19 protein-coding genes are annotated in these 17,268 nt (G+C 30.1%); 7 read left to right on the top strand and 12 right to left on the bottom strand.

What is annotated here, in order from left to right; genetic code table 11:
• Positions 1–90: 90 nt before the first annotated feature.
• From ABXT65_RS01230 to ABXT65_RS01215, 4 genes are read right to left on the bottom strand one after another with little or no spacing between them, the layout of a single operon-like run.
• Entirely contained in the window at positions 91–1,386 is a 1,296-nt protein-coding gene (locus ABXT65_RS01230) for a TolC family outer membrane protein (protein ID WP_415323683.1), read from the bottom strand.
• Positions 1,386–2,312, bottom strand: a complete 927-nt coding sequence (locus tag ABXT65_RS01225) for a uridine kinase (protein ID WP_415323682.1) — start codon at positions 2,310–2,312, stop codon at positions 1,386–1,388. Before ABXT65_RS01225 ends, ABXT65_RS01230 begins: the two co-directional genes overlap by 1 nt.
• 6 nt (positions 2,313–2,318) lie before the next feature.
• Positions 2,319–2,681 (bottom strand): GFA family protein, encoded by a 363-nt coding sequence (locus tag ABXT65_RS01220; RefSeq protein WP_415323681.1) that lies wholly within the window; start codon positions 2,679–2,681, stop codon positions 2,319–2,321.
• Positions 2,682–3,251 carry an SOUL family heme-binding protein gene (locus ABXT65_RS01215; protein WP_415323680.1) on the bottom strand — a complete coding sequence of 190 codons (570 nt, stop codon included), beginning with the start codon at positions 3,249–3,251 and terminating at the stop codon, positions 2,682–2,684.
• A 165-nt stretch (positions 3,252–3,416) separates the two neighbouring features.
• On the opposite strand from ABXT65_RS01215, the gene ABXT65_RS01210 reads away from it, so the two are divergent.
• Together ABXT65_RS01210 and ABXT65_RS01205 are read left to right on the top strand one after the other, a co-directional pair.
• A complete protein-coding gene (locus ABXT65_RS01210; protein WP_018413913.1) occupies positions 3,417–3,812 on the top strand; it encodes a LexA family protein in 396 nt (131 codons plus the stop codon).
• Positions 3,790–5,070, top strand: coding sequence for a Y-family DNA polymerase (locus tag ABXT65_RS01205; protein ID WP_415323679.1), 1,281 nt, complete (start codon positions 3,790–3,792; stop codon positions 5,068–5,070). The genes ABXT65_RS01210 and ABXT65_RS01205 overlap by 23 nt, the downstream gene beginning before the upstream one ends.
• On the opposite strand, the gene ABXT65_RS01200 is transcribed toward ABXT65_RS01205, so the two are convergent.
• Complete coding sequence (locus ABXT65_RS01200; RefSeq protein WP_415323678.1) at positions 5,063–5,935, bottom strand: glycosyltransferase family 2 protein; 873 nt, start codon at positions 5,933–5,935, stop codon at positions 5,063–5,065. The two genes, ABXT65_RS01205 and ABXT65_RS01200, sit on opposite strands and share 8 nt — an antisense overlap.
• A complete protein-coding gene (locus tag ABXT65_RS01195) occupies positions 5,932–7,254 on the bottom strand; it encodes a glycosyltransferase family 39 protein (protein WP_415323677.1) in 1,323 nt (440 codons plus the stop codon). The genes ABXT65_RS01200 and ABXT65_RS01195 overlap by 4 nt, the downstream gene beginning before the upstream one ends.
• A gap of 107 nt (positions 7,255–7,361) precedes the next feature.
• Here ABXT65_RS01195 and ABXT65_RS01190 point away from each other — a divergent pair, with 107 nt between their 5' ends.
• Positions 7,362–7,904, top strand: a complete 543-nt coding sequence (locus ABXT65_RS01190) for a TraR/DksA family transcriptional regulator (protein ID WP_415323676.1) — start codon at positions 7,362–7,364, stop codon at positions 7,902–7,904.
• A 49-nt stretch (positions 7,905–7,953) separates the two neighbouring features.
• Here the strand turns inward: ABXT65_RS01190 and ABXT65_RS01185 are convergent, their stop codons facing one another.
• The 5 genes from ABXT65_RS01185 to ABXT65_RS01165 all read right to left on the bottom strand — a co-directional run bounded on the left by ABXT65_RS01185 (position 7,954) and on the right by ABXT65_RS01165 (position 11,553).
• Entirely contained in the window at positions 7,954–8,766 is an 813-nt protein-coding gene (locus tag ABXT65_RS01185; protein WP_415323675.1) for an MOSC domain-containing protein, read from the bottom strand.
• The gene (locus tag ABXT65_RS01180) at positions 8,741–9,367 is read right to left on the bottom strand and encodes a glutathione S-transferase family protein (protein ID WP_415323674.1); all 627 of its coding nucleotides are present in this window, start codon (positions 9,365–9,367) and stop codon (positions 8,741–8,743) included. Before ABXT65_RS01180 ends, ABXT65_RS01185 begins: the two co-directional genes overlap by 26 nt.
• On the bottom strand, positions 9,364–10,380 hold the full coding sequence (locus ABXT65_RS01175; protein ID WP_415323673.1) for an NAD(P)/FAD-dependent oxidoreductase: 1,017 nt from the start codon (positions 10,378–10,380) through the stop codon (positions 9,364–9,366). The genes ABXT65_RS01180 and ABXT65_RS01175 overlap by 4 nt, the downstream gene beginning before the upstream one ends.
• The gene (locus tag ABXT65_RS01170) at positions 10,381–10,701 is read right to left on the bottom strand and encodes a 2Fe-2S iron-sulfur cluster-binding protein (protein WP_415323672.1); all 321 of its coding nucleotides are present in this window, start codon (positions 10,699–10,701) and stop codon (positions 10,381–10,383) included.
• Between the two features lie 81 nt (positions 10,702–10,782).
• Entirely contained in the window at positions 10,783–11,553 is a 771-nt protein-coding gene (locus tag ABXT65_RS01165; protein ID WP_271492687.1) for a bacteriorhodopsin-like, read from the bottom strand.
• 214 nt (positions 11,554–11,767) lie between these two features.
• Here ABXT65_RS01165 and ABXT65_RS01160 point away from each other — a divergent pair, with 214 nt between their 5' ends.
• Both ABXT65_RS01160 and ABXT65_RS01155 read left to right on the top strand, forming a co-directional pair.
• A complete protein-coding gene (locus ABXT65_RS01160; RefSeq protein WP_415323671.1) occupies positions 11,768–13,663 on the top strand; it encodes a propionyl-CoA synthetase in 1,896 nt (631 codons plus the stop codon).
• Positions 13,663–13,995, top strand: coding sequence for a DMT family transporter (locus ABXT65_RS01155; protein WP_415323670.1), 333 nt, complete (start codon positions 13,663–13,665; stop codon positions 13,993–13,995). The genes ABXT65_RS01160 and ABXT65_RS01155 overlap by 1 nt, the downstream gene beginning before the upstream one ends.
• Here the strand turns inward: ABXT65_RS01155 and ABXT65_RS01150 are convergent.
• Positions 13,992–15,296: a dihydroorotase gene (locus ABXT65_RS01150; protein WP_415323669.1), complete on the bottom strand. Its 1,305-nt coding sequence runs from the start codon at positions 15,294–15,296 to the stop codon at positions 13,992–13,994. The genes ABXT65_RS01155 and ABXT65_RS01150 overlap by 4 nt on opposite strands.
• A 28-nt stretch (positions 15,297–15,324) precedes the next feature.
• Between ABXT65_RS01150 and ABXT65_RS01145 the strand changes: the two genes are divergently transcribed.
• Entirely contained in the window at positions 15,325–16,224 is a 900-nt protein-coding gene (locus ABXT65_RS01145) for a YgfZ/GcvT domain-containing protein (protein WP_415323668.1), read from the top strand.
• Between the two features lie 53 nt (positions 16,225–16,277).
• Positions 16,278–17,267, top strand: a complete 990-nt coding sequence (gene nadA, locus ABXT65_RS01140) for a quinolinate synthase NadA (RefSeq protein WP_415323667.1) — start codon at positions 16,278–16,280, stop codon at positions 17,265–17,267.
• The last annotated feature ends 1 nt before the right edge of the window (position 17,268 follow it).

The raw sequence follows: 17,268 nt of genomic DNA, 5'->3' as shown, positions 1-17,268 counted from the left end.
TTAAATAATTAGTATTCGAATCTTGTCTTAAATGTACACATTTTGTTCTCTTTATCAATAGTTAATTTTTTATGTGTAAAATTGGCTTTATTACTTAAGTTTTAGATGACTGCTATTTAATAGGCCAATAGACTTTAGAACATTAAATTGAGCAAGTAGATAATTTCGTTCCGAATTTGCTAAAGAAATTCTAGAATTCAATAAAATAGAATTAGATTGAATAACATCTAGAGTAGATCTTCCAAGTCCAGATTCATACTCAACAGTTATTCCTTCATTTGCAATCTCTGCTGCTTTAACTTGAGACTTAACTGAATTTAATAAACTTTTTGAAGATTGAAATGTAGACCATGAGATTGCTACATTGCTGTTATTATTTTTAGTAGCGCTGTTTAATAATAATTTTTTTCTATTTTGCAAGTTCCGACTTTTACTCAATGAAGCTATATTTTTTCCACCCGAATATATTGGCCATGTAACAGTTGCTTTTAAAATATCCTTATTACGCTCATCATAAGACGAGCTCAAATCTTGGGATCTAGAACTTTCATAAGAAAGATTTGCAGAAGGTGCTAGATCAGATCGTGAAATAAGCACATCTTTTCCTGATTGTTCATATTCTAACTTTGCTATAATCAATTCAGGATTATATTTTTTTGAAGCTTCAATTGCCTTACTCAAGTTACTTGGAATCATAAGATTAATATCAAAATTATTATTTAAACTTTTTATATCTGCAACGGGTCCAATCACATTTTCATAATTTAATTTGCTTGAAACAATTTCATTTTGAGATTGAATGAAATTTGCTTGGGCTTCAGCTAATGAAGACTCAGATTGAGCCAAATCAGATAATGTAATTTGTCCTCTTTCCAGTCTAGCTCTATTAGTTTCAACTTGTCGTTCTAATAAATTAAGATTACTTTGATTAATCTTTAATTTTTCATTAGCTAATATTAAACCTGAATAAGCCTCGATTGCTTTTAATAAAACTTCCTGTTCTTTTTTTAATAATTTTATGGCAGCAAGGTCAATTCCAATTTCATTTTTTTTAACATCTGCATTTCTGCCAAAATCTATTAGTGTTTGTTCAATTTTTATAGATTGTGTGGAAGGATCAACATCATTAACTGACTGCTCTACTCCTGCTCTATTAGTTAGTTTGTTTGTATCTTCTTGACTTTTGCTTCCAGAAATTGTGACAGTAGGTAAGTAGTTACTTTTTGAAATTTTTAAATCTTCTTCTGAAATATCAATGTTTTCTCTCTCAGCATTTAAGTCTGTATTATTTTTATAAGCTTCTGTAAGCGCTTCAAATAAGGTTACCGCCAAGACTTGTTGGTTTAAGAATAAAACTGAGAATAGTATTAAGATTATTTTTTTCATTACTTTTTAAATTTTATCTTTTCAATCTGATGATTGCTATTTAAATTCATTATTATAGATGAGCTTTTTAGCGCATCTTTAAACATTTGTTGAGTAATTCTTTGATATGTTTGCATAAAATTTATCACATCCCCACTGCTCATAATCTTTAGGTTTTTCTTATTTTTTGTTTGAACCCAAAGTTTTCTCTCTTGTTTTAATCTCCATTCTCTTAATAAATTAAAATTTTTAGCTTTTAGATATAATAGTCCGTCTAATTGATTAAATAATGTTTTATATTTAGTTTTCAACTGATTATTAACATGGGCTCTCCACTTGGCCCCTTGGTCATATACTTTTTCAAGCGAGTTAATTGGTTTTTTGAGTTGGCTACTTGATTGGGCTCTAGCTCCCACACACCAACCTTCAAAAATCACCACATCAGGCTTTGTTTTAATTTTATGCCATGAGCTTTTTGAACATCTGTCATCTAACGCTTTATCAAATGTTGGAATCAGTAAACTTTTAAAGTTTTTATTTTTAATTTTTTTGAAAAAACTCAACATTAAATCTATATCATGAGTTCCAGGAACCCCTCTTGTCATTAGTAGGGGGTGCTTATTTTTAGATAATAATTTCCTATCTTTTCTTGTTTTATAAAAGTCATCGATGGAGACTTTAAAAACATTTAACTTGAAATATTTTTGTAAGATTAAAGTTAAAATTGATGAGATAGTTGTTTTACCTGAACCCTGTCCTCCTGCTAAACCAATTATTAATGGTTTTTTTTTATTAACTCTTTTTGATATCCAGAGACTGACAGGAATTAAAAAAGATTTAATCATCCTATCTTTATTTTTAAATTTGTCTTTCTTGGTTTCTTGAGAGGAGATAAACTTAAAACAATCTTTTTTTACCTTACTAAAACAATTGTTAACTTCTTGCATAAAAAATTATTTTTTATCAAGAGGATGATTTTGACCATCATTGACTACAATGTTTTCTAATTCAAAAGTATTTATTTCATCTACACATCCAAGATTAAATCCTGTCATAGCCGGATTGGCTCTTGGGTTATGATGTGTGTAAATTCCACAATTAGAACAGAAATAGTGTTTCGCAATTTTTGAATGAAACTGATAAAGTTTTAATTTATCTTCACCTTTAACTATTTTAAAATCTTCATTTTTAACCATAGACATAATTGCTCCTTTTCTCTTGCAAATAGAACAATTACATTTTAAGATTTTTTCTAAATTATCAGGTATATTTATTTCTGCTTCTACTTCTCCACAGTGGCATTTTAGTTTTTTCATTTATATTTTTCCTTTATCCTTTATATTAATCTCAAACATTGCCTCATTTCTTCTGAGTAAAGGTAATGTAAAAGGGCTATTGTAAGTTGCTTTAATAGGTGGACTCAAAATTAATATATTCTTTTTTATTAATTCATTTTCTAAAATATTTTTATGTCTAGTAAAATTTTTATCAGAAGCTCTTCCTGAATATGTAATAGCTGCATAATAGCCACCTTTAATATTTAATATTTTAACATCTGGATTGGATGGACTTGGTATATTTTTTTTATTAAATTTTGAAGGTAAATAAAATTGCATAGTCATATTTCCTTTTTTTTCCACCTGAGTAACTGGTGTTGTCATCTTAATCTCTTCCTTATCTTCGTTGTTGCCAGAGATATAATTAAATAATTTTCTAAAACTACTGCCTTGATTTGATATTTCTGTTTCAATAGCTAAACGATCAGAATATTTTCTGATTTCATAAATTTCATTTTTTTTCACCACTTCATAATTTGCCTCTTCATAAGCCATACCTTTAGAGGTTATAATTAAACCAAGAATTATAATTGATAGAATTTTTTTCATTTTAATATGAAGCTTAAACTATCCCTGGTTGAAGTTATCCACAAGGCTACAAAATGTAGTTTGGATGTTCACCTTTTGATTCACCTTTGATTCAGTTACAGACTCAAAATACAACTTCTTGCGTGTATTGTATAACTGCTCTATAAAAAAGAACAAAAATAGAACATGAAATTAACCATTCCCTTTTATCTACATAAAGCAGGCGCAGGTTTTCCCTCTCCAGCAACAGATTACATAGAAGAAGATGTAGATCTTAATGTTCATCTAATTAAAAATGTTCCAGCAACATTTATCATTAGGGTTCAGGGAAAATCGATGACTGATGTTGGTATTTATGATGGTGACTTATTGGTTATTGATAGAAGCTTAAAACCTAAAAATTTTTCAACAGTGGTTGCAAATGTTCATGATGAGTTAGTTGTTAAAAGCTTTGTTAAATCAAAAGATGGACAATTCTTAACATCGGGCTCAAAAAATATTGAAGATAAAATAATTATTGGTGATGAAACAGAAGTATTTATTTGGGGGGTTGTGACTTATGTCATTCATTCAACGTACTAAAAAAATAGCATTAGTAGACTGTAATTCATTTTATGTTTCCTGTGAAAGATTATTCAACCCTAAGATTAGAAATAAACCTGTCGTTGTTTTATCTAATAACGATGGCTGTATCATTGCAAGATCAAATGAAGCTAAAGCTCTTGGTATTAAAATGGGAGAACCTTATTTTAAAGCTAAAGATATAATACTTAGAAATAATGTTTATGTTTTTTCTTCGAATTATTCTTTGTATGGAGATTTATCTAGAAGAGTGATGAGAACTTTAAAAAGGTTTAATCCTGAGTTAGAAGTATATTCTGTTGATGAGGCTTTTTTAGATTTAAGTAATTATCCAGATGATGAGGTGGAAGATGTCGGCAAAGAAATTAGAAGCATTGTTTTACAGTGGACAGGAATTCCAACCAGCATTGGTATTGCTAAAACAAAAACACTAAGCAAAATTGCAAATCATATAGCAAAGAAAAAACAATCTGGAGTTACAAACTTAATAGGAATTGAAAATATTGATCCATTGTTAGAAAAAATAGATATCAATGATGTTTGGGGAGTTGGTAAACAACTTACTAAGTTTTATCATCAAAATGGAATTTATAATGCTAAGCAATTAAAGAATATGTCAAATACTTGGATTAAAAAAAGTTCTAATGTTTTAAGTTCTAGAACAGCACTGGAACTTAGAGGTATTCCTTGTATTCCATTAGAAACTAAAACTTCAAAAAGAAAGAGCTGTGTTGTATCAAGATCATTTGGCACAAGAGTTGAAAAATTTCAAGAACTACAAGAAGCTGTTGCAAGTTATTGTTTAAATGCTTCAGAAAAAATTAGATCAGAATCTTTAATTGCAAAGTCAATAACTGTTTCTGTTAGAACAAGTCCATTTCAGAATAAAGGAGTTTACTATTCAAATGCTAAAACTATAGATTTTCCAATTGCTACTAATAATAGTATTGAAATAGTTAAAACAGCTTTAGTTGCATTAAATGAAATTTTTATAAATGGATACAGATATCAAAAGGCAGGCATAACATTGACTGGCTTGGTTAGTTCAGATGGTAGCAAAAATCTATTCTCCTCAGAAAAAGATGAGAAAATTAAAGGCTTAATGAGATCTATTGATAGTACAAATTACAGATATGGTAGATCAACACTGAGTTTGGCTAGTGCTGGAGTTAACAGGAAGTGGAATATGAGGAGAGATCACTCTTCAAAAATAGATACAGCTGACTTTCATTCATTGCCAATAATAAAAGCTATTTAATTTGATCTATGCTGCTAATATTTTCTAAAGAATTTTCAAATTCTAAAAAGTTTTCTCTTTTTGATAAAGTGATTACAGAAATCATCATAATGATAACTGCCACAACAGGTATTAATGTAATAGCTGATATTTTTCCAGTCACTAAAAATAAGTAAGTAATTAAAAATATTATGGATCTAATTAATAATGTTATTTTAAAGACTGCAATAATTGAAAGGGAGTGCTTGAGTAAATTAACAAAACTCATTTTAGAAGGACCAAAATACCTTGTGCCTCTTTCAGATGGAATAGACTTTCTGTCTTTTACTATTTTTGCCAAAGATCCTGAAAAACTACTCCATGTTGCAGGTTCATTAACCATTTTATTAACTGCAGACTTAGGGAGGCAAGAATAATTACCATATTTAATAATTTTTCCTGTAAAAATGAGAGTTAAATACTTATGGGCTAGATAACAAAACTTAAATATAAATCCTTCAGATCTTTTTACTCTATTCGCTGTAATAACCACATCTGGATAATCATTGATTTTTTCAATCAATAAACTTAATTCTTCAGGTCTATCCTCTCCATCACCATCCATTGGAATTACATAATCAAAGTCTTTTTTTTCATTTATATATTTTAATCCAGCTGCATTACACCTTGCGTGACCCTTATTTTCTTTCATGTTGATAATTTGAATAGACTTTAAGTTATTTAAATCAACTGAAAGCTCTGGTCTATTTTCGGTAGAAGCATCGTTGACTATTATTACTGAAAACTCATTATTTAATGTTGAGACTTGTGAGTTAATATTTTCTATAAGCTTAAAAACTGATTGCCAATCATTATAAACTGGAATTAAAATTTTTATTTTGTTCATCTATTTCCAATGCAAATATTATCAATACAGGTAAACTTAGTAAGTGAGTTTAGCTTATCTTTTGTGATAAATCCCTCCCAAACTGGTCTTGATTTTAAATGATATGATAAATTTCCTGCGTGCCATTCATCTCCAAGCACAACATTAATGGGATCTTTATGATCTTGATCCCAGAAATATTGAGTTTTTTCTGCTATTTCTTTTCCAGAATAATCTGTTCTTTTGTCTGTTTCTGTAATTGAAATATAGGCATAAGCAAAAAGTGAAAAGGCAGATGAAATTAGAAACGCTGACATGAAGCCATTTAACTTTTTTAAATTTATTTGCGCTTGAAAAATATAAACAATTAAAACACCAAAGAATAAATAAAATGGTGTCATCCACATTGTTCTTATTTTAGATCCTGTTAACATTGAAGTTAAGAACATCAACCCTATTGGAACTAAATTAACAAATATCAAGAACAATAATTTTTTATCTTTTAAAGATATTTTAAATTTAAATTTTTTTACTAAAAAAAAAGACATAATGAACAATGGAATAAGTATTCCTATTTGTTTGCCTAAAAATATTAATGGATAAATTATATGATCCAGCAAACTTGAGTTATCTAATTCAGTTCTAGCTAATCCATAAGTGATAGTTATATAATCATTATTTGTTAACCAAATTAGATGTGGAATTAATAGAACAATAAAAATTTCTAGAGATATTAAGTATTTAAAATCAAATTTTTGATAATTCTTTATAAAAATTACATAAAAAAATAGTAGATCAATTGCTATTAAAAGATAAATAAAAAGATATTTTGATAAAAAACCTATGGCTGCAAACACTCCTAGCCAAAAATAATTTTTTAAAGCTACATGTTGTTTATCAAATAATTTCCAGGAATAATAAACACACAATGCCCAGAAAGGTAATTGACAAATATTTACATTAAATTCTGGAGTTGTAAAATTATAAAAATAAACACCTTCCAGTAAAAGTACTGATATTAAGCTTAAAGTTTTATTTTTAAATAATTCTTCTGCAAATTTAAAAACAACTATAAAAGCTATCCCTACAAATATTTGACTTAATAAATAATAAGCCCAATCTTGTGCACCAAATATTTGATAAAAAATTTCAGGGAAAAAAGCACTTGCTGGTGGATGTTTATTAAAGCCCCAATCTAAATTATTTCCCCAGGCTAAAGCCTCAATTGTATCAAGAGGTAAATTGTTGTTAGTTAATGATGGAATCAGCGTCCATAAAATTAAATGTATTGCAATAAAACTGTAAAATAATTTATTTATATCTATTTTATTAAAACTCATAATGAACTTATATTATTATCATTTACTACTATTTAAATTTATATGAATTAAGCCTGCTTGACACGTATTAATTGCTGAATATACTCCGGCCACTAAAATTTATATATATGCCTAAAATCTCAAAATCATCTACTAAAAAACCAAAAGTTAAAACAAAGAAGATTGTTACTGCGATCCAAAAGCCAGTTAAAGCAATAAAAAAAATTGCTACTACTGAAAAAAAGATAAAAGCACCAATTAAAATTTCAAAAAATTATATACCTAAAGATACTGAGAAATACATGTGCGATAAGCACTTATCATTTTTTAAAATAAAGCTTACTGAGTGGAAAAAAGAATTAGTAAAAGCGAATAATGAAGCTCTTTATCATGGATCAATGGATGACAATAGCGTTTCAGCAGATATTGTTGATCAAGCAAGCTCATACACAGATAAGGCTGTAGAAATGAAAGCGATCAATAGACAAATAAAATTAATTTCTAAAATTGATCAAGCCTTATTAAGAATAAAAGATGTGACTTTTGGGTTTTGTGTGGAGACGGCAGAGCCAATAGGCTTAAAAAGATTGATGGCAAGACCTGTTGCTCATCTTTGTATTGCAGCTCAAGAAAAGCATGAAAAAGAAGAAAAAGTATACGCTGATGATTAAAGTTTAGGTATTTTTCTTAAGTAGCATCAGAGATAGCATTCAAATTTACTTAATCCTCTTTTTTTATTATACTCCCTACTTCTATTTTACCATCATTTAATGCTCTTAAATAAATACCCATATCAAAATGTCTATAATTTTTTTTTAAAGACTGAAGTAAATTGAGCTCACTATTATTTGTTTTTGGTCTTAGGTTGATTGCAACACAACGTGGAATATTTCTCTCTACTTTAAATAAAACATTATTAATTTTTATAGTTTTCCCAACCCATTTACGTTCTTCCCAGGCTTCAATTCCATCAATATAAAAATTTCCTCTAAACCTTTGGAATTCAACTTTTTCATTAATTTTTTTTTCTAAATCCTGAATACTTTTAAGATTTATAAGAGATATAGAATTAAAAATTTTATTTGAATGTGAGGTGTCATAAAAAGGAAATTCATTATTTTGCAGTAAAGAAATTGGTTTCATTAATGAACTTTCTAGTTCTACGAGTTTATTTATAAGAATAGATCTTTGATTTAGATTATCAGCTGTTATTAATATTAATTCCTTAACACCAAGCATTAAAGCTAATTTATTATCTTTGTATGTAAAGTTATACTTATTTAAAACTGGGGAGTTTTTTAAAGATAAAAAATTTTCTAGTTTTCGTTCACTTGGATTTTTTTCTATTAAGCGAGCTCTTTCAGAATTGATGATTCTTGAAAAGGCAAATTTTCTATCATTCAAAATTCCTAAATCTTTTTTAACCTCACATGATTTAATATTTATAAAAGATAAAGATTTTACAGGACTGAAGTATATTGATGAAATCAAAACACTCATATAATTATTATGGTTTTGGTATCTCAGATCCATTTTTCAGGAGATCATATCCTTTTATAACAGCTTTTCTTTCCGCGATATCTAAATACCATCTAGTTAAATTTTTATATTTTTTAAGTCCAATATCATGCCACTCATGCCTTGCAATCCAAGGCCAAGTTGCAATATCTGCAATTGTATACTCATTTCCAGCTAAGTATTTTGATAAAGATAGCCTTTCATCTAGTTCACCATAAATTCTTTTGGTAATTTTAAAATATCTTTCTTCTCCAAACTCACTTTTTCCAGTGTTATAATGATGAAACTGATGATGTTGTCCAATCATCGGTCCAATAATTCCCATCTGTGCCATCAACCATTGGTTTACAGTATGTCGATCTTTTGCTTCATAAAATTTATTATATTTTTCAGCTAAATATATAAGTATTGCACCAGACTCGAATAATGACTGTCCATTTTCATGATCTATAATTACCGGTATCTTTCCAAATGGGCTAATTTTTTTAAAATCTGCCTTAAATTGTTCATCTTTTGACAGATCAATTTTAGTAACTTTAAAATCACAACCTATTTCTTCTAACATTATTGTAATTTTTTTTCCATTTGGAGTATCTGCTGTAAATAGCTCTATCACTCTTTAACACCTAGTCTGCTTTTTACTGTCTTAGAGGAAGTGGTAAACTCAAATCTATATTTTTCATCTGGTTTAGCGTATTTAAAACAACCTCTAGCAGCTAATGCTCCCTCATGAAAACCTGAAAGAATTAATTTAAGTTTTCCAGGATAGGTGCAAATATCACCAATTGCAAAAATACCTTCTTTATTGGTCTCAAAATTTTCTGTATTAACAGGTACTGTCTTTTTATCTAAATTTAATCCCCATTCAGCAATTGGTCCAAGTTTCATGATTAGCCCAAAAAAGCCCAAAACATAATCAGTTTTAATTTCTTTTACACTCTCATCATCATGTTTGATGTTAATACTTTCAACTTTTTCATTACCACTAACTGAATCTAATTGGTATTTCGTATAAATTTCTATCTTACCTTCATCTTTTAATTGCTTAACCTTATCAATACTTGCTTGCATTCCTCTGAATTCATCTCTTCTATGTACTAATATAACTTTAGATGTATTTGAGAGCTCTATTGCCCAATCTAACGATGAGTCTCCTCCACCAAAAATGGTAACTGTTTTATCTTTAAAAATTTTTTTATTTTTAATTGAATAAAGTATTTGTTTTCCTTCATACTTTTTAATTTCTTTTGTTGGGAATTTTCTTGGCTCAAAAGAGCCTACGCCAGCTGCAATAATTATACTTGATGCCTCAAATTCAGTTCCTTTATTCGTCTTTATTAACCATTTTTTTTCAACTTTTTTAATTTCTTCTACTCTCTCATTTAAATGAAAATTGGTTTTAAATGCTTTTATTTGTTCAATAAGATTATTGGTTAGCTCTTCACCTGTGCATTCGGGCACTGCAGGAATATCATAAATGGGTTTATCTGGATAAAGTTCAATGCACTGACCTCCAATTTTATCTAGGTTATCTACTACTTCACATTTTAATCCAATTATTCCTAATTGATGAATACAAAACAATCCAACTGGCCCTGCACCTATTATTAAAGTATCTGTTTTAATCATTTAACCTTGTTTTGATGGAATGCTAACTGTTAGTCCATCTAGTTCATCAGAAACTAATAGCTGGCAACTTAATCTACTAAATTTATTAGGTTCAAAAGCCATATCTAACATGTCTTCTTCACCATCTTCTTTTTTTGGTAGCTTATCAAACCATTCTTCTTTGACATAAACATGGCAAGTAGCACAAGCCATTCCACCCCCACAATCAGCATCAATCCCAGGAATATCGTTTTGAACAGCACCTTCCATTACACTCAATCCATTAGCAACTTCTATGATTTGAGAGTTTCCATTATTTTCTATGTATGTAATTTTAGGCATTTGTCTAAATATAAAGGCATATAAAAAAAGGGCAAGTACACAAAGTGTACTCGCCCTTTTTAAATTATTTATATTTACTAATTACTTAGCTTTTCTACCACCTGATTGCATTGCCGCAGCCCAAATGATTAGACCAAATGCAGTTTTGTTTAGCAAGTCAGCTATGTTGTAAATCACGTTTAGTGAGTCAGCATCTACACCACCTGTTAGGTAACCAAATACGTAACCTAATGGGTAAATTGCCCAACCAACTGTAACGATCATTCTCATTGCACCAAATGCAGTAACAAGAGCTTTGTTTCCACTTTTTGCTGCAGCTTTTCCCGCTTCACCAGAGAATACTTCATAAAGAATGTAGAACCATCCAGCCATACCGATTACAAAACCAAGTGTAGCATTAATGTATCCTGCTTCTCCTAAGTATCCACCTACAAGCATCACAACTGTTCCAATTAACAATCTCCAGAATATTCCAGAATTTGCTTTTCCTACAGCTGCTAGAATTAGGTAAAATTCTATCATTAGTAATGGTACAGTGATTAACCAGTCAATATATCTGTATACTGTTGGTGACTCACCAGTCGTGACCCATACATCTCTCATATACATGTAGTGTATAAAGGCAATACCAGTAACTAGTCCTGCAACAATTATTGACGTTCTCCAACCTGCTGCAACATTTCCTGCTTCTAAGAAAAAGAAAGCAGTCGACGCTAACATCACCATTGTTACTAGCCAGAATGAAATCCCAACGAAGTCGTCAGAAGCCAACATGGCTGTTTCTGCGTTTGCTACACCTGAAGCACCCATTAGGGCTACAGCAGTAAGAGCAAACAATTTTAGTTTTTTCATAAAAAACTCCCTCTTTTGTTAGTTTTTAACTTTTAGTTTATATAAACTAGCTACATGCAAATGCTTGTAACTAAGCAGTGTTAACTATCAAAATAATTAACTTAATAGAAGTCTTATTTATGCCTAATTTGGCTTGATTTTACTTACTTTTTAAATTTTAATAGAATTTTTAAATTTAATAAGACAAAAAAAAAGCAATTTAGAATCAAATGAAATGAGTAATAAATTTAATGAAATTTATCAAAATTCTATAAAAAACCCTGAAAGTTTTTGGCAGGAAGTGTCTAATGATATTTTTTGGTTTAAAAAACCCACTAAAATTTTAAATAAATCTAATCCACCCTTTTATAAATGGTTTGAAGATGGTGTTACCAACACTTGTTATAATGCTTTAGACCTTCATATCGATGAGGGTAGAGGTGAAAAATTAGCTTTAATCTACGATAGCCCCATTACAGGTAGTAAAAAACAATTTACCTATAGTGAATTAAAAAAAAAAGTTTCAAAATTTGCTGGAGCCTTAAGAAATCAAGGGGTTAATAAAGGAGACCGGGTCATAATTTACATGCCCATGATCCCTGAGGCAGTAATTGCTATGTTAGCTTGTGGAAGGATTGGGGCAATTCACTCTGTAGTATTTGGTGGCTTTGCATCAAGTGAGTTAGCAAGCCGAATTGATGATAGTAAAGCAAAAATATTAGTTACTGCTTCTTGTGGCTTTGAGCCAGGAAAAACTATTGAATACAAACCTTTAGTAGATGAGGCAATAAAAATTGCCTCTCATAAAATAGAAAAATTAATTCTTTTTCAAAGATCTGAGAATGAAGCAAAAATAAATGCTCCAAAAGAAGTAAGTTGGGATGAGGCACTCTCTAATGCTCAAGAGGTAGATTGTGTGGAGATGAATTCAAATGATCTTGCTTATATCTTATACACATCAGGCACCACAGGCATTCCCAAAGGAATAGTTAGAGATATTGGTGGTCACATAGTTGCTCTAAAATGGACAATGAAAAATATCTATAATATTGATGCTGATGATGTCTGGTGGTCAGCGAGTGATATTGGTTGGATTGTTGGTCACTCTTATATTGTCTACGCTCCTTTATTTAAAGGATGTACTACCGTTTTATTTGAAGGCAAGCCCATCGGTACTCCCGATGCTGGCGCGTTTTGGAAAATAATTTCTGACTATAAAGTCAAATCTCTTTTTACGGCTCCAACTGCATTTAGAGCTATTAAGAAAGAAGACCCTGAAGGTAAATTTTTCTCCAAATATGATTTAAGTAAATTTGAATCTTTATTTTTAGCAGGAGAAAGAGCGGACCCAGATACTATCAAATGGGCTGAAAATTTATTAAAAGTTCCTGTAATTGATCACTGGTGGCAAACTGAAACTAGCTGGGCAATTAGTTCTAATTGTACCGGTATAGAAATGATGAAAACAAAATATGGCTCAGCCTGTAAAGCAGTTCCTGGTTATGATGTTCAGATAATGAAGCCAGATCAAACATTAGCTAAACCAAATGAAATGGGAGATATTGTTGTAAGACTACCTTTGCCTCCTGGAACTTTTCCAACATTATGGAATGCAGATAAAAGATACAAAGATAATTATATGACTAATTACGAAGGTTACTATGAAACCTATGATGCTGGTCACATTGATGAGGATGGATACATTTGGATTATGTCTAGAACAGATGATATTATTAATGTTGCAGGCCATAGGCTATCAACAGGTGCTATAGAAGAGGTTTTATCAGATCATCAATCAGTTGCTGAGTGTGCTGTACTAGGAGTTGCTGATAAATTAAAAGGACAATTACCAATAGGCCTCATAGTTCTTAAGACAGGTGTTGAGAAAGATAACGAAACTATTTCAAAAGAATGCGTAAAAATGGTTAGAGATACTATTGGACCAGTTGCTGCATTTAAAATTGTAATTGTTATTAAAAGATTACCAAAAACTAGATCTGGCAAGATATTAAGAGGAACTATTAGAAAAATTGCTGATAATGAAGAGTATAAGGTACCAGCAACTATTGATGATCCTGCTATCTTAACTGAGATAAAAGAAGACTTACTTAAGCATAATATTCTTAAATAGTGATTAAAACATATCTAATTTTAATAGTTGCAATTTTTTTTGAAGTAGGTGGAACAATGTTATTGCCTGTTTCACAAAATTTTACAAAAATTATCCCAACCACCACTCTTGCAGTTTTTTATTTGTTATCTTTTTATCTTATAACCTTTGTTGTTGATAAAATTCCAATCGCAATTGTTTATGCAACATGGAGTGGTCTTGGAGTGTTTACAGTCGCAATATTAGGATATATCTTCTTTAAACAATCATTGTCTTGGCAGGCTGTGTTAGGATTATTCTTTATTGTTTTTGGAGTTGTGCTTGTAAATAGCTTTTCAGTAAAAACTATTTAAAATTTTAATGGCTTACCCTCAGGATCACCTAAAATTTTGCCATCCCTCATTTTAATTTGACCATTAATGATTGTTGATACTGGTGTGCCTTTAAATTCATATCCATCAAAAGGTGACCAACCGCATTTACTTTCAATATTTTCATTTTTAATTGTAATTTTTTTATTCATATCTACGATTGTGAAATCAGCATCAAAACCCTCTTTAATAAAACCTTTATCTTGTATCCCAAAAATTTTTACTGGATTTTCACATATAGAATTCATTAATTGTTCTAAACTTAATTTTCCATCATTAACATGGTTTAACATAACTGGTAAAAGTGTTTGAACACCTGGCATTCCAGATGGTGAATTTGGATAATTTTTTTCTTTATTCTCTTTTAAGTGTGGAGCATGATCAGAACCAATTGTATCATTAAGATTATTTTTTACTCCATACCACAGTCTATCATGGTGGGACTTGTCTCTTAAAGGTGGATTCATTTGAGCATAAGTTCCAAGTTTGTCATAACAGTCTGGAGCGTAGATTGTTAAATGTTGTGGAGTAATCTCAAATGTTATGTTGCCTTTGTGTTGTGATAAAAAGTCAATCTCTTCTTTCGTGGTAATATGAAGAATATGAGCTTTTTTCTTATATCGCTCAGCAATTCTAACTATTCTTCTAGTAGATGAGATTGCACATTCGGCACTTCTCCAAATTGGGTGTGAATGAACATCTCCTTCTTTAATCAATTTTTTATTAATATTTAAAATTGCTTCATCCTCAGAATGTACTGCAACAACTTTTGAGCTGCTTTTAAATACTTTTTCAATATCTTCTTCCTCAGCAACTAAAAGGTTTCCAGTTGACGATCCAGCAAACAGTTTAATTCCACAACAACCCTCTAAATTTACCAAATCTGCTAACTCACTTGCGTTATCAGCTGTTGCTCCAAAATAAAATGCATAGTTGCAATACATCCTATTTTTTGCGAGATCTAATTTCTTTTGAAATTCTACTTTATTAGAAGTTGGTGGATTAGTATTTGGCATCTCAAAAACACTCGTTATTCCTCCAACAATTGCCGCTCTACTTCCTGAATGAAGATCTTCTGTATCAGTTGAACCAGGTTCCCTAAAATGAGTTTGGGTATCAATACATCCTGGTAAAATAATTAACCCCTTAGCATCAAAAATTTCTTTAGCTTCATTATTAATTTTACCAATTTCTGTGATTTTACCATCTTTGATTGCTATATCTTGATCATTAAGATCTTTGTCTATGTAGCATGAACCGTTTTTAATTATTAGATCTAACATTTATGAAAAAAGTAATTATATTATATTTGTGCATCAATCAATTATGAATACTCAAAATGTATATATTTTAGAAGATAGAGGGATTCTCTATATAAATGGAGCTGATGCTAAAGAATTTCTACAAAACCTAATTAGTAACGACATTAATAAGGTTAATGAAGAAAGTAGTTGTTTTGCATCACTATTAACCCCTCAAGGAAAATTTCTATTTGCTTTTATTATTGCAAAACATAAAGCTGGTTACTTCATAGATTGTGAAAAATCTCAAACAGAGGCTCTTTTTAAACAACTTAATGTTTATAAGCTTAGATCGGATGTTGACATTATGAACTTAAGCAATGAATTTGTAATTGCAGCCTTTAATTATGAAAAGTTTTTGAAGTTTGAGGGTGCCAAGGATCATCCTGGTTATACTATAAAATATAGAGAAGACCCTATTTTACTAGACCCAAGAAATAAAGATCTAGGTGCAAGACTTATTATTAATTTAGAAAAACTTTACCTATCTTTAAAAAAATTAGAGCTAAAAGACTCCCCAATTGATGAATATTATAAATTAAGTCATGATTTAGGAATTGCTCAAAAAGAAATGAATAAATTACAAAATAAATTATTTGGGATTGAGTGTAATTTTGAGGAGCTAAATGGAATAGATTTTCAAAAGGGCTGCTATGTTGGTCAAGAAAATACAGCCAGAATAAAACTAAAGAATAAACTTTCTAAAAGATTATTAGCCATACAATTAATCAGTGGAAAATTAACTGAGGGTGCTTCAATTTATGCTAATGATATTGAAGTAGGTAAAGTATTAATTAATGATGAGTATCCTTTTGCATTAATCAAATATCTAGATGAAAACTTTAAAAAAGACATTGAATTAAAAAGTGAAAATGCAATTTTAAGAATAAAAATGCCAAATTGGATATAGTAGTGTGGCATAATAAGGAATGACAAGTATTAACCTAATTGATAAGTTTTGACATGGAATTTACACCAGAAGTAAGAATAGCAACCGATCCTATTTATCAAAAGATCTCAAAGGTTATGCCTGAGATTGAGTGGTCAGTTCATGCTCCTTATATTCATAGAATTAATCAATTAAAAAAAGAAAAAAATGCAATTATACTTGCTCATAATTATCAAACTCCAGAAATTTATCATGGTATTGCAGATGTTGCAGCAGACTCGTTAGCTCTTGCAATTGAGGCTTCAAAAACTGAGGCTGATATTATTGTAATGGCAGGAGTTCACTTCATGGCAGAAACATCCAAGTTAATGAGTCCTGAAAAAAAAGTTTTACTTCCTGATATGACTGCTGGTTGTTCTTTATCATCATCAATCACAGGTAAAGATGTAAGATTATTAAAGGAAAAATATCCAGGTGTTCCTGTTGTCTCATATGTAAATACTTCCGCGGATGTGAAAGCTGAAACAGATATTTGTTGCACATCTGCAAATGCAGTTAAAATTGTAGAATCTCTTGGTGTTAAGAAAGTTATTTTTTTACCTGATGATTACTTAGCAAAATATGTTGCTTCTCAAACTGAAGTTGAAATTATCGCCTGGAAAGGTATTTGTATGGTTCATGACCAGTTCACTGAAAAAGAAATACATGATATTAGAGCAAAAAATCCTGGTATTAAAATAATAGCTCATCCAGAATGTCCACCTGACGTAATTAAAGCAAGTGACTTTGCTGGATCAACTGGTGGGATGATTAAATATGTTAAGGACAATCAACCTAAAAAAGTTATGATGGTTACTGAATGTTCAATGAGTGATAATATTCAAGTAGAAAACCCAAATGTAGAATTTATTAGACCGTGTAACCTTTGTCCTCATATGAAAAAAATTACATTACCAAAAATTTTAGATTGCCTAGAAAATGAAACTGGTGAAATCATAATGGATAAAGAGACAATAGAAAAAGCAAGAATTCCTGTTGAAAAAATGGTTGCGATCGGCAGATAAT

The organism is Candidatus Pelagibacter sp. Uisw_127 (assembly GCF_047722515.1).
Classification (GTDB): Bacteria; Pseudomonadota; Alphaproteobacteria; order Pelagibacterales; family Pelagibacteraceae; genus Pelagibacter.
Note: the sequence above shows the minus strand (reverse complement) of the source record. Positions and strands in the feature narration are given on the sequence as shown.